Annotated in this window: 12 protein-coding genes; 7 read left to right on the top strand and 5 right to left on the bottom strand. The window is 72.1% G+C overall.

Annotation, left to right across the window (positions count from 1 at the left end; genetic code table 11):
• The first annotated feature begins 21 nt into the window (after positions 1 to 21).
• Positions 22 to 1272, top strand: coding sequence for a multiple monosaccharide ABC transporter permease (gene mmsB, locus GQQ95_RS02170; protein ID WP_157425973.1), 1251 nt, complete (start codon positions 22 to 24; stop codon positions 1270 to 1272).
• A 113-nt stretch (positions 1273 to 1385) separates the two neighbouring features.
• Here the strand turns inward: mmsB and GQQ95_RS02165 are convergent, their stop codons facing one another.
• Together GQQ95_RS02165 and GQQ95_RS02160 are read right to left on the bottom strand one after the other, a co-directional pair.
• Positions 1386 to 2117 carry a maleylpyruvate isomerase family mycothiol-dependent enzyme gene (locus GQQ95_RS02165; RefSeq protein ID WP_170296930.1) on the bottom strand — a complete coding sequence of 244 codons (732 nt, stop codon included), beginning with the start codon at positions 2115 to 2117 and terminating at the stop codon, positions 1386 to 1388.
• 67 nt (positions 2118 to 2184) lie between these two features.
• Positions 2185 to 2565 (bottom strand): VOC family protein, encoded by a 381-nt coding sequence (locus GQQ95_RS02160; RefSeq protein ID WP_157425971.1) that lies wholly within the window; start codon positions 2563 to 2565, stop codon positions 2185 to 2187.
• A gap of 160 nt (positions 2566 to 2725) precedes the next feature.
• Here GQQ95_RS02160 and GQQ95_RS02155 point away from each other — a divergent pair, with 160 nt between their 5' ends.
• The 5 genes from GQQ95_RS02155 (at position 2726) to GQQ95_RS02135 (ending at position 7665) form a co-directional block, all read left to right on the top strand.
• Entirely contained in the window at positions 2726 to 3301 is a 576-nt protein-coding gene (locus tag GQQ95_RS02155; protein ID WP_157425970.1) for an HhH-GPD-type base excision DNA repair protein, read from the top strand.
• 90 nt (positions 3302 to 3391) lie between these two features.
• Positions 3392 to 4417, top strand: coding sequence for a sensor histidine kinase (locus GQQ95_RS02150; RefSeq protein WP_170296929.1), 1026 nt, complete (start codon positions 3392 to 3394; stop codon positions 4415 to 4417).
• 6 nt (positions 4418 to 4423) lie between these two features.
• Positions 4424 to 4798: an ATP-binding protein gene (locus tag GQQ95_RS02145; protein WP_343032756.1), complete on the top strand. Its 375-nt coding sequence runs from the start codon at positions 4424 to 4426 to the stop codon at positions 4796 to 4798.
• Positions 4795 to 5466, top strand: coding sequence for a response regulator (locus GQQ95_RS02140; protein WP_157425967.1), 672 nt, complete (start codon positions 4795 to 4797; stop codon positions 5464 to 5466). The genes GQQ95_RS02145 and GQQ95_RS02140 overlap by 4 nt, the downstream gene beginning before the upstream one ends.
• A 723-nt stretch (positions 5467 to 6189) precedes the next feature.
• Entirely contained in the window at positions 6190 to 7665 is a 1476-nt protein-coding gene (locus GQQ95_RS02135) for an acyltransferase family protein (protein WP_246205138.1), read from the top strand.
• Here GQQ95_RS02135 and GQQ95_RS02130 read toward each other — a convergent pair.
• Positions 7616 to 9049, bottom strand: coding sequence for an MFS transporter (locus GQQ95_RS02130; protein WP_157425966.1), 1434 nt, complete (start codon positions 9047 to 9049; stop codon positions 7616 to 7618). The genes GQQ95_RS02135 and GQQ95_RS02130 overlap by 50 nt on opposite strands.
• Positions 9050 to 9126: 77 nt before the next feature.
• Between GQQ95_RS02130 and GQQ95_RS02125 the strand changes: the two genes are divergently transcribed.
• Positions 9127 to 9606, top strand: a complete 480-nt coding sequence (locus GQQ95_RS02125) for a winged helix-turn-helix transcriptional regulator (protein ID WP_157425965.1) — start codon at positions 9127 to 9129, stop codon at positions 9604 to 9606.
• 67 nt (positions 9607 to 9673) lie between these two features.
• On the opposite strand, the gene GQQ95_RS02120 is transcribed toward GQQ95_RS02125, so the two are convergent.
• Together GQQ95_RS02120 and GQQ95_RS02115 are read right to left on the bottom strand one after the other, a co-directional pair.
• Positions 9674 to 11908 (bottom strand): DUF2510 domain-containing protein, encoded by a 2235-nt coding sequence (locus GQQ95_RS02120; RefSeq protein ID WP_157425964.1) that lies wholly within the window; start codon positions 11906 to 11908, stop codon positions 9674 to 9676.
• A gap of 165 nt (positions 11909 to 12073) precedes the next feature.
• On the bottom strand, positions 12074 to 12871 hold the full coding sequence (locus tag GQQ95_RS02115; RefSeq protein WP_170296928.1) for an alpha/beta fold hydrolase: 798 nt from the start codon (positions 12869 to 12871) through the stop codon (positions 12074 to 12076).
• Between the last annotated feature and the right edge of the window lie 119 nt (positions 12872 to 12990).

Below are 12990 nucleotides of genomic sequence, written 5' to 3'. Positions count from 1 at the left end.
GCGCAGATCACAGGAGACCCCATGTCCAACACACCAACCCAGACCCCGCCGACCGGCGACTCGCAGGCGGTCGGCGCCACGATCAACCCGGTCCAGAACAAGTTCACCGATCGGCTGAGCCACGTGCTCGCCGACCTCGGCAAGAACGGCATCTTCATCGCCCTCATCGCGGTGGTCGTGCTGTTCTCGATCCTCACGGACGGCATCCTCCTGCGCCCGCAGAACATCTCCAACCTGGTGGTGCAGAACGGGTACATCCTCGTGCTCGCCATCGGCATGGTGATGGTCATCATCGCCGGCCACATCGACCTCTCCGTGGGCTCGGTGGCTGCGTTCGTGGGTGCGTGCTCCGGCGTGTTCGCCGTCCAGTGGGGCCTGCCGTGGTGGCTGTCCGTGATCCTCTCGCTCGGCATCGGCGCCCTGGTCGGCGTCTGGCAGGGCTTCTGGATCGCCTATGTCGGCATTCCAGCCTTCATCGTGACGCTGGCCGGCATGCTCATCTTCCGCGGGCTCGCGCTCGTGGTGCTGGGCAACGCGAACATCGGCTCGTTCCCGGCCGAGTACCGTGCCCTCGGCAACGGCTTCCTGACGGACCTGTTCGGCGAGTTCGAGATCGATCCATTGACGCTCGGCGTCGGTGCGATCGCGATCATCGCCCTCGTCGTGCAGCAGGTCCGCACGCGTCGCGGACGTCAGAAGTACGGCCAGGACGTCGAGCCCATGGTCTGGTTCGTCATCAAGCTCGTGCTCATCTCGGCGGCGATCGGCTTCTTCGCGTACTCGCTGGCCTCGTACAAGGGCATCCCGATCACGCTGATCATCCTCGCGGTCCTGATCCTCGTCTACGGCATCGTGATGAACCGCACGGTCTTCGGCCGGCACATCTACGCGATCGGCGGCAACCGCCACGCCGCGGAGCTCTCGGGCATCAAGACGCGTCGCGTCGACTTCTGGCTCTTCGTCAACATGGGCACCCTCGCGGCGCTCGCGGGCCTCATCTTCACGGCCCGCCTGAACCTCGCCGGCCCGAAGGCGGGTGACGGCTTCGAGCTCGAGGCGATCTCCGCGGCCTTCATCGGCGGCGCGGCGGTCCAGGGCGGCGTCGGAACGATCGGCGGCGCGATCATCGGTGGCCTGATCATCGGCGTGCTGAACAACGGCATGTCGATCATGGGCATCGGCATCGAGTGGCAGCAGGTCGTCAAGGGCCTCGTGCTGCTCCTCGCCGTGGCCTTCGACGTCTACAACCGGCGTCGCAGCGGCGGTCGTTGAGCCGTACGGCGTGAACTGAGCAAAGGGGCGGATGCTGCGGCATCCGCCCCTTCGTCGTCTCTGGCGGGCGGACGAAGGATGCCGCGCTCGGGCGCCGCGTGCGCCGTGCGGCGTCAGCGCGTGGTCGGCCGGGGGTGCGGAGCCGTGTCGCTCCGGCCGTAGAGGAAGAGCAGGAGCTCGGCCGCGGTGGCCTCGAGTACGGGGCCGTTGCCGAAGCTCCAGTCGGCGTCGGTCGCGGCGAGCGAGTGGCCGCGGATCACGGCCTTGATCTCGGTGGGCGCCTCGAGCGCTCGCCGCAGGGCCACGGCGCCGGAGGCGCGCTCCGGCACGGTGAGTGGCAGGCCGAGCGAGGCCGCGACGTCGGTCGCGCCGATCACGGCCTCGGCGAGCGCGCCGATGCCGTTCTGGAAGGTGTCGCCGCGCGTGCCGTCGAGGGCGAGGCCGGGGGCCGCCCCTGCGGCGCGGGCGGCCGCGACGTCGCGCATCGCGACGAGGCGCTGCACGAGCGCGGGCGGGGTCGCGTCGGGGGAGCCCGCGACGCGACGCGCGATGACCAGCTCGGCGGCGGCCGCGCTGAACCCCTGCTCGGCGAGCGATCGGGCGCTCGCGCGCCACCGCTCGCCGCGCGGGGTGGACAGGCGCCACACGAGGTGCGCGATCACGTCGTGGACGCTCCAGTCGGGGCGCCGCGAGGTGGTGGCCCAGGCCGCATCGGGCAGCGGGGCGAGCGCGGTCGCGAGGCTCCCGAGCACGTCGGCGAGCTCGGCGTTCCACGAGGAGGACACGTCGGACTCGTCGTGGCGCGGCCGATTGGACAGCGGGAGGTGGCGCGACAGGTCGGACATGCCCAGCAGCCTACGCGCGCGTCCGCGCGGCGGCATCCGCTTCACGCGCCCCTGCGGCTCGGGCGGCTCAGCCCGCCGAGTAGTCGGGCAGCTCCTGCAGGGTCCAGCGGTTGCCGTCGGGGTCCTTCAGGGAGACGAACCGGCCCCACTCCTGCTCGTCGACGCCCTCGGCCTCGACCCCCTTGGCGCGGAGCTCGGCCAGAGCGGCATCCGCATCGGGGATGACGACCTGGATCACGTCGAGCGTTCCGGGCTGGACCCCGCTGCCGAGGCCCACGCCGATCGCGATCGAGCAGGCCGAGCCCGGGGGCGTCAGCTGCACGAAGCGCAGTCCCTCGGTCACCGTGCGGTCGTGGTCGGCGTTGAAGCCGAGTTTCTCGACGTAGAACGCCTTCGCGCGGTCGACGTCCGTGACGGGCACGAAGATGAGTTCGATCTTCCAGTCCATGGGTTCGCTCCTCAGATGTCCTCTTCGACACGATCCGTTCCATGGAATCGCGCCGCCGCCAGTTTCGCAACGGGTGCGGTCGGTTCCCGTCCGGATGCCGCATCCGGCCGATGCCGTTCCGGCCGATGCCGTTCCGCGCGCGCGATGGGAGGATGGGGGAATGGCACTGCACATCACCGGAGATCCGGCCGCCGACGAACTGCTGAGCGACGACGCCTTCGCTCTGCTGACGGGCATGCTGCTCGACCAGCAGGTCACGATGGAGTCGGCCTTCGCCGGACCCGTCAAGATCCGCGACCGCGTCGGCTCGATCGACCCGGCCGTCATCGCGGACGTCGCGCCCGACGCGTTCGTCGAGGCGTTCAAGCAGACGCCGGCCGTGCACCGCTTCCCCGGCTCGATGGCCGAACGCGTGCAGACGCTCGCGGCCGCCGTGCGCGACGAGTGGGGCGGCGACGCGACGGCGATCTGGACCCGCGGCGAGCCGACGGGCGCCGAGGTCCTGAAGCGGCTGAAGGCGCTGCCCGGGTTCGGCGACCAGAAGGCGCGCATCTTCCTCGCCCTGCTCGGCAAGCAGTGCGGGCTCGAGGCGCCCGGTTGGCGCGAGGCCGCCGGCGCCTACGGCGAGGAGGACTCGTACCGTTCGGTCGCCGACATCGTCGACCCCGAATCCCTCGCGAAGGTGCGGGCCACGAAGCAGGCGGCCAAGGCCGCCGCGAAGGCTGCGAAGGGCTGATCCGGGCGCGCGGCACCATACCCCGGCGGGATGCGCGAACCCCACCGCGGAGGGATGTGTCCTCGGATGCCGCGTGCCAGAGTGAGCGACATGGTCACCACCGCACGTCCGGGTCCGCCCGTTCCGCCTCCGCCGCCGCCGCCCACGATGGCGCCCTCGGCGGCGCCCGTCGTCGGCGCACGCCGGACGGCCGCGACCGCCATGCTCGCCTCGGCGCCGGAGATGGTCGTCTGGACCATCACGGCGTTCGTCGCCGTCGTCATGTACTCGGTGGCGGTGCCGATCGACGCCGCGGTGTACCACGTGCACGTCGCGATCGCCTTCGGGCTCGTGCTGCTCCAGGCCGGCAGCCTGCTGCTCGCCATGTGGCGCGGCTGGGCCGCGGTCATCGCCTTCCTCGTGGGACAGTTCCTCTTCGGGCTGTTCGGCTCGGCGGATCCGGGGCTTCCGTGGCCCGTGACGGTGCCGCAGCTGATCCTGCTCTGCGCGCTCCTGGTCCTGCTCACGATGCGCGGTCACGCCAGGTGGGCCGGGGTGCTGTGGGTCGGGGCGATCATCGTGCCGCTCGCGGTCTCGTTCGTCCCGGGCCACGGCGCGACGCCCGACGGCGTCGTCGCGAACCTCGTGACGAGTGCCGCCGTCAGCGCCCTCGTGTTCGGCGTCGCGCTCGCCGTGATGGCGGGGCGCACCCGCTGGTCGGTCCAGCTCGACGAGCAGCGTGCCACGACCGCCGCCGAGCACGAGCGCCGGCTCGTGGCCGAGGAGCGCACGCGCATCGCCCGTGAGATGCACGACGTGGTGGCGCACAGCATGTCGATCATCCAGGTGCAGGCCGCGAGTGCGCCGTACCGGCTGGCCGGGCTCGACGAGGCGACGACGGCCGAGTTCGGCGAGATCGCGGCATCCGCTCGCTCGGCGATGGCCGAGATGCGCGAGCTGCTGACCGTCCTGCGCGACCCGGCGGGGGAGGCCGAGACCGCGCCGCAGCCCGGGCTCGCCCAACTGCCGGAGCTCGTCGCCGGCATCGAGCGGGCCGGCCTCCCCGTGACGCTCGAGCTCGCGACCGGTCTCCAAGACGGCGGTGCCGCCGCGCGCGCGGCCTATCGCATCGTGTAGGAATCGCTGAGCAACGTGCTCCGGCACGCGCCCGGCGCGACGACCGTCGTGATCGTGCGCCGCGCACCGGGCCCCGGCGCGGGACTCGACGTGACCGTGCGCAACGAGGCGGCGCCGGATGCCTCGGCAGGAACTCCGGCCGAGCAGGTTCGCGCGGGCGCATCCGGTTCGGTCGCGGCATCCGGGGCGACGGCCTCCGGGGCGACGGCCGGTGCAGGGGCCGACGCCGGACGACCGGGTCAGGCGGGGCACGGACTGATCGGGATCCGCGAGCGGGCTCGACTCCTCGGCGGCAGCATCGAGAGCGGCGAAACCCCCGACGGCGGTTTCGAGGTGCACGCCGTGCTGCCGCTCGCCGACGACCGAGAGGCGGCCAGGTGACGATCACGGTGCTCATCGCCGATGACCAGGCGATGGTGCGAGCCGGCTTCGCGGCCGTGCTCGACGCGCAGGACGGCATCAGCGTCGTCGGCCAGGCGGCCGACGGCGCCGAGGCCGTGCGGCTCGCGCACGTGCTGCGTCCCGACGTCGTCGTGATGGACGTGCGCATGCCGGTCATGAACGGCATCGAAGCGACGCGTGCGCTGCAGACGCCGCCGCGCTCGAGCGACTACGTGCCGCGCGTGCTCATGCTCACCACGTTCGACATCGACGACTACGTCTACGCGGCGCTCCGCGCGGGCGCGAGCGGGTTCCTCCTGAAGGACGCGCTCCCCGACGAGGTCGTGAACGCCGTGCGCGTCATCGCGGCCGGCGACGCGCTCCTCGCGCCGAGCGTGACCCGCCGCCTCATCGAGCAGGTCGCCGGCCAGACGCCCGCCCCGCGCGTCGACGAGCACCTGCTCTCGGGCCTCACCGCGCGCGAACGCGAGGTGCTCGTGCTCATCGCCCGGGGTCGCTCGAACCAGGAGATCGCCGCTGATCTCTTCATCGCCGAGCAGACCGTGAAGACGCACGTCGGCAAGATCCTCTCCAAGCTCGCGCTGCGCGATCGCGTGCACGCGGTGGTGCTGGCCTACGACGCCGGGCTGGTGCAGCCCGGTCGCTGAGCGGACTCCCTCTCTCCCCCCGGGAGCACTCCATCGTCCAGCGTCGGGCGCTCCTCTGCGCCGACCGCGCCGCAGGACTGGCGACCCGCCCGTCCTGGCGGCCGGCCCGTCCTGGCGGCCGGCCCGTCCTGGTGGCCGGCCCGGCCCTGGCGACCCGCCGATTCGCTCTCCGGTTCTCGACGCCTGTCCGGTTCTCCACGGCCGTCCGGTTCTCGACTGCCTCCGGTTCTCGATTGCCCTCCTGTTCTCGTCGCCTCCCTGCCTTTCTGGCACGGTCGGGGCGCGAGACTTCGACGTCCTGTATTCGCAATGCCAGTTCCCCCTCATCGATTGAGGGGGAACTGGCATATGCCCGCCGGCAACTCCCGCCGGCAACTCCCGCCGGCAACTCCCGCCGGCAACTGCCCGCCGGCAACTCCTCCCGGCAGCGAATCGCGAGCACCGCATGGGCGGCGGTTGGTGGGGCTTCTGCGACAGGGCCGGGCGAGCCGCGGTGGGTCGGTGACCGTCGCGCGGCATCCGTTCCGGTGAGACGCGGCAACCGCTCCGCTCCCGGCGGCAGCATCACCCGCCGCGGCGGCATCCGCCCGCTGCAACCGGCTGAGCCGGTCAGCAGTACCTCGGTAGGGGGTCGGAACCGCTCCGGCGGGTGATGCTGCCGCCGGTACCGCGTTCCTAACCTGCCCGCACGGGCGGAGATGCCGCCGAGGGAGGAGCGTCACCGTGACGCTGAACGCAGAACCCCCCGCCGTGATCCGGCGGTCGACCTCGGGTCCGGCCGGTCACGGATCGTCCGCCTCGCCCGGGCTCGCGCTCCGGCATCCGGCTCCGCACGCTCCGCACGCTCCGCACCGCGACGCGTCGATCGATGCCGCTCGTGCGGCCTGCCTCGTCGTGGTGTTCGCCCTGCACGCCATGATGGTCGGCGTCAGCGTGGGCGCCGACGGCCCGGTGCTCGAGAACGCGCTCGAGCACTGGGCGGGCTTCGCGCCCGCCACCTGGGTCGTGCAGATCATGCCGCTGTTCTTCGTGATCGGCGGCTTCGCGGGCTGGAGCAACTGGCGCCGTATGCAGCAGCGCGGACAGGGCGCCGCGGACTTCGTCCGTGGGCGCCTCGCCCGGCTGATCCGCCCGGCCATCGCGCTCGTGGCGGTCGTGGGCGCGGTGCTCGCGGCGCTCTCCGTCGCGGGCATGCCGGCGGAGACCGTCGCGACGGCGGGCTACCGCATCGGACAGCCGCTGTGGTTCCTCGCGGTGTACATCGGCTGCTCCTCGCTCGTCCCGGTGATGGCGTGGCTGCACGCGTGGCATCCGCTCGTCACCGCCGCGGCGCTGCTCGCCGTCGTCGTCGCCGTCGACGTGGCCCGCGCGGCGACCGGGATCGACGGCATCGGCTTCGCGAACCTGCTCGCGGTCTGGCTGCTGGTGCAGCAGGGCGGCTTCTTCCTGGCCGACGGCACCATCGAGCGGATGCCGCGCGCCGCGCGCCTGGCCGCGGCCGCCGGTGCGTTCGGGGTCCTCCTCGCGCTCACCATCGGCGGCGCGTACTCGCCCGACCTGCTCATGAACCTCAACCCGCCGACCGTGTGCCTCGTCGTGCTCGGCGTCGCGCAGCTCGCCCTGTTCTCGCTCGTGCGACCGGCGCTGCGGCGCTGGGCCGAGCGCCCGCGCCCGGCCCGCGCCGTCGCGAGCTTCGGCGAGTGGGGCATGACGCTCTACCTGTGGCACATGCCCGCGTTCGTGACGATCGCCGGCCTCCTCCTCGTGCTGCACGACGTCGTCGGGCTCTCGCTGCCCGTGCCGCTCACCGAGGAGTGGTGGGCGAGCCGGCCGCTGTGGCTCGTCGTCGCCGCGCTCGGCACGACCGCACTCGTCCGGGTCTTCGCCCGGTGGGAGCGCGGGAGCCGGCGAGCAGCGGCGACGCCGACGGCGACGCCGACAGCGACGCCGACCGCAGGCGCATTCGCACCGACCTCGCGCCGATCCGTTCCGGTGGCCGTCGCGGTCATCGCCGGGGCGGCGGGCGTCGCCCTCGTGCTCGTACTGGGCTTCGGCCCCGTCACGTCGCTCGTGGCGCTGGGCCTGCTGGGCGTCGCGCTGGCCGGCTCGCGCGGCTCGCGTGCCACCGGGGTCGGCCGGAGGCGGGCCGTCAGCCGGCCCGCCTCCGCCGACTCGTCAGCACCCCCGCGATCGCGATGACGACGCCGATGACTGACATCCCGATCGGCACCGTGAGGGCCATGCGCGTCGCCTCGATGGGGTCGGCTGCCGCCTCGCTCGCGAGCGTGAGTGCGGCGCTCGTCGCGGCGAGGCCGATCGCCGCGCCGAACTGGAACGCCGTGTAGAGCAGTCCGCCGCTCAGACCCTGGTCGTCGTCGGACACCCCGTCGGTGGCCGCGACCGTCAGCGGCCCGTACGCGAAGGTGAATGCGAGTCCCAGTGCGAGGAAGCTCGGGAACATCGCCGCGTACGTCCAGTCGGGTGCCACGGGCAGGAGCAGCAGGAAGGACGCCGTCGCGAACGCGAGACCGCCGAGGATCACCGGCCACAGCCCGAAGCGCGCCACGAGGCGCGGGGTCAGCGTGGGCGCGAGGATCGCGTCGATGCCGAGCACCAGCATCGCGAGCGAAGTCTGCAGGCTCGTCCATCCGAGCTGCTCCTGCAAGACCAGCACCACGAGGAACTGGAAGCCCAGGAACCCCGCGGCGAGCATGGCGGCGCCCGCGTAGGCGCGGAGCAGCGGCATCCGGCGGAGGAAGGAGAGCGGGACGAGCGGATGCCTCGCCCGACGCTCGATCGCGACGAAGGCCCCGAAGAGCGCGACGCTGCCCGTGAAGAGGGCGATCGTCACGGGCGGGTCGGCGTGCGAGGACTGCTCGACGGCCAGGATGAGCGCGAGGAACGCCGCCGTCACGGTGACCGCGCCCGCGACATCCGCTCGGCCCCGCAGGGTTCCCGTGCTCCCTTCCGCAGGCCGCGGGACGAGTGGGATCGCGAGTACGAGCAGCACGACCGAGACGAGGACCGGCGCGAAGAACACCCAGCGCCAGCCGAGCATCGTGAGCAGGCCGCCGGTCACGAGACCGAGCGAGAACCCGGCGGCGCCGATGCCGGCGTAGATGAGGAGCGCGCGGGTGCGCAGCGGCCCCTCCTCGAAGCTCGTCGTGATGATCGAGAGGCCGGCGGGCATCATGAACGCCGCGGCGATGCCGGTCGCCGCCCGGGCGGTGAGGAGCATCCACGGCTCGGTCGCGAGGCCGCCGAGGCCGGAGAAGACGATGAAGACGCCGAGCGACACGAGGAACACCCTGCGCCGGCCGAGGAGGTCGGCCGTGCGGCCGCCGAGCAGCATGAACCCGCCGTAGCCGAGGATGTACGCGCTCACCACCCACTGCAGCTCGCCGACGGCGAGTCCCAGGTCGGCGCGGATCGCGGGCAGTGCCACGCCGAACATGCCGACGTCGACGCCCTCGAGGAAGGCGGCCCCGCAGAGCACGATGAGCAGGCCCAGGGCTCGGCCGCGGAGGCGGGCATCGCGCTGCGGCGGCGTCGGGGCGGCTGTCGCGGCCGTGTCGGTCGTCATGGTGTCCTCGTCTCTCGTCCTGACGCGCAGGATGGTTACTTCTTGTGCCTGACCACATCGTGCGTCACCATGGGGTCATGACGGAAGACGGCACTTCGAAGTCACTCGGTACCCCTGAGGGAACCGACCATCACGGCGCCGACTGGAACGACGCGTTCCAGTGGGACTCGCGCGAGGATTGCGAGGTGCGGCAGATCCTCGATCGCATCGCCGACAAGTGGTCGCTGCTCGTGATCGCCCTGCTCGACGACCGCACCCTCCGGTTCACGGAGCTCAGGCGCCTCATCGACGGCGTGAGCCAGCGCATGCTGACCGTGACGCTGCGCCAGCTCGAGCGCGATGGCATGGTGCGGCGAACCGTGTATCCGGTCGTGCCGCCTCGGGTCGACTACGAGTTGACCGCGCTGGGCCGCTCGCTGCATGCAACGGTGCAGGCGCTCGTCGTCTGGACCGAGCGCCACCAGGAGGACATCATCGTCGCCCGCGACCGGTTCGATCGTGCGCTCGAGCCGATCGCCGCCGTGACCGCCGCGACCGCCGTGACCGCCGGGGAGTGAGCGCGCGGCGCCCGCGACACGGGCACGAGGTCCGCGGCAGTGGTGGCGACCCCGGGGTCGCATCGACTCACCGGGTCGCGTAGTCCCCGAGCCAGCTGTCGACCATCCAGTCCGCGTCCTCGACACGCGCCGCCTGATCGACGAAGTCCGCGTCGGCGATCATCAGGTAGCGGTTCGCGTCGGGGGAGTCGTTCCAGGTGACGTCGACGGCACGCCAGACGCCGTCGGCCTCCACCTTGTTCCAGGCATGCGGGCCCCCGGCGAGCACGTCGCCGGCGACCACGACCGAGGAGACACCGGCGGCGGCGGCCAAGGCGTGGAACGCCGAGGCGTAGCTCGCGCAGACTCCCGAGCCCCGGAGCAGCACGCCGTCGGCACGCCATGCATACTCGTCGCCCGAGACGACCTGGCCGCCGTTCGCGTCCTTCGCCTCGAGCGCGCGGTGGTCGTACTCGGCGTTCGCGGTCAGCCAGTCGTTCAGGGCGACGACCTTCTCAGCTTCGGCCTGCTCATCGGTCACGACGGACTCGACGACCTCGACCACCTTCGCTGCGATGTCCGCCTGGAGCTGCTCGGCCTCGGCCTTCGTCACCTCGTACTGGACACCGATGCGGGTGCCGTCCTCCGACAGCTCGTATCCGCGCACGCCGAGGACGTAGGGGTTCTGGTAGGTGGCCTCGGTGAGCGCGTCGCTCACGGTCGGCGCGCCGGGGAGCGAGGCGTAGTCCGAGATGTCGATGACCGGCGTCTGTGCGATCAGGTGCTTCGCCAGGTAGGTCACCATCGGCGAGCTTCCGAAGACCGGCAGGTCGGTCTCGGGCGCCGTCTTGGAGCCGGCGCCCACCTCGGCGACGGTGCCCGAGACCGCGGTGAACGCCGTGCCGCCGGTCGTCGGGGCCGCGGCGAGAGCCCGCTCGTTGAAGGCGGCCACGGCCGCCGCGACATCGGGTGTGGAGGACTTGGCCACGGGCACCCACTCGCCGACCCGGGTGCCGCGCCCCATGAGGGGGAGGACCCACCGGTCGCCGAGATCGAGCACGCCGGCCGGGTCGATCGTCGCGACCGTGGCTCGGGTCATCCCATCGAGGGAGGTGAAGTACACGGAGGTCTGCACGTTCTCGATGCCCTCGACGTATCCGCTCGGCCCCCATTGCTTCGCGTTCCTCGATGCGTCGAAGGCGATCTCGTAGGGCAGCGAGCCTGCGACCTCGAGCGCGTCGTACGCTCGGAACGGCGAGTACTGCGTGCCGTCCGTGGCGATGACGCCGAAGTCGTAGTACTCGGTGCGACCCCCGTCGCCCCATCCGGCGAGGATGTTGTCCGCGCTCGACCCGTCGAACAGGCGCATGTCCTCGTTCTGCGTCAGGACGAATGGGGCGCCGTCGTTCTCGACGGCCTGGTCGGCACTCGTCCACTCCGTCTCGGCGGTCGTCGCCAGCACCCTCTCCACCCTGAATCCGTTCTCGGTGTCCATGGAGGAGGTGTAGACGAGATACTCCGTCGCGTCGGCCACCTCGTTCCACCTCACACGGAGGTCGCCGGTCGCGGCATCCGTGCTGAAGCTCGCAACCGGGGCCTCGAGTTCATGCGCGACGGTGAAGGGGGTCACGCGCGGCTTGGGCAGCGGCGTGCCGTCTTCGTCGAGCCGCTGCACCAGGAAGTACTCGTCGTGTAGCCCCCACTCGTCGAGGCCTGCGGATTTGAAGCGGATGTCCTCGACGGTCGTCTCCATTTCGTGGGCCGAGACGGTGATGGGCTCGCCCGGATCGAACTGGATGACGCTCGCCTCCGCACGCCGGGTGAGGGCCGGGTCGGTGTAGACGGCGACGGCGAAGGCGCGGTCGTAGTACCCCGTCTCGGGGTCGGGTTCGACGTAGTCGGGGGCGATGGCGTCGAGGTCGTACGCGGCGGGGACCTCGAAGTGGTGATTGCGTTCGAGTCCGAGCATCGGCTGCGTCCATTCGTAGCGGTCGTCGAGATTCTCCACGCCCGCCACGTTCGAGGGGGAACCGCCCGCCTGCGTCACCGCGACGACCGTGAGGGTTCCGGCGACGAGGGCGATCGCGGCGCCGGTCGCGATGCCGCCGATGAGCAGACCGCGACGACGTCTGCCCGGCTGCTGCGCGCCCGTCGCCAGCGCCTGCGCCGGGTCCGATGCCGGTGCCTGCGTGACGGTCTCCGTCGGCACGGTACCCGGCACCGGCGCGAGGTGCTCCGTCCACTGGGTGCCGTCCCAGTAGCGCAGTTGTCCGCTGCCCGCGGGGTCGGGGTACCAGGCGGCGGGCGTTGCGGGCTGTGACATGGAGGCGCTCCTGTTCGACGGCGGTGGAGGCCGCGAAGGTGTGGGATCGTTCCGCGTCGGACAGGCGAGGACGCGGTCCACTCAGAATCGCACATCCCGCGCCATCTGCGATCGCCCGGAAGAGCACGGCGTCACGGGCGCCGCCCGGCGACCGACGGGGCGCGCTCAGTCGACCAGGAACCCGGCGATGGCCAAGGCCAGTTGCTTCGGATCCCAGCGGTGGTCGGATGCCGCGAGCTCGCGCCGCTCGGCGCGGGGGAGGCCCGCGACGAGTGAATCGGCGGCCGCGACCATGAGGGGCTGCGTCTCCGAGCCGACGAGGACGAGGGTGCGAGCGTGGACCTCGGCGCAGAGCTCGGCGCGCGGGGCCGACTGGGTCCAGGCGAGGGCCTCGGCGTCGGGCTCGAGGCTCGGGGCCATCGCGGTCATGACGGGCCATCCGCCGCTCGCCCGCGCGCCGGCGAGCCACTCGGGGGGCATGTCCTTCATGAAGTACTCGACCGTCGCATCGGCATCGCCGCCGCGGATGCGCTCGCGCAGGCCGGCCAGGAACTCGCCGCCGCCGGTGCCCCGCTCCTCGTCGAGCGGCACCTCGAAGAGCACGAGCGCCGAGACCGGAAGCCCGGCGGCCGCGGCAGCGAGGGCGATCGCCCCGCCGGAGGAGTTGCCGAAGAGGGCGACGGCGTCGTCGGCGCCCTCGGTGAGCAGATCCGCGAGGGCGCGCAGGTCGTCGAGCGTCTGGGCGAGCGTGATCGGCTCGCGGGCGGGGCTCTCGCCGCGGCCGCGCCGGTCGTAGTGCACGACGTCGAAGCCGTGCTCGGCGAGTGCATCGGCGAGCGCGACGGTCGCCGGATCGAAGCCGCGGAACTGCATCGCACCGCCGACCAGGATCACCGGCGGGCCTGAGCCGACGCGGTCGAAGGCGATGCGCGTGCCGTCGGCACTCGTCACGAACTCGGTCATCGATGGCCTCCATCCGCTCGGGGCGGCCGGTCGAGCCGTCCGAACGGCTCCAGCGTAGGCGGTGCCGGCGACACGCGCCCAGCCCCCGCGGCGATGTCGGTGGGTGGTGGCAGCATGGA

It is taken from the genome of Agromyces salentinus, from assembly GCF_009749395.1.
GTDB lineage: Bacteria > Actinomycetota > Actinomycetes > Actinomycetales > Microbacteriaceae > Agromyces > Agromyces salentinus.
This window is presented reverse-complemented; position numbering and strand designations above follow the sequence as displayed.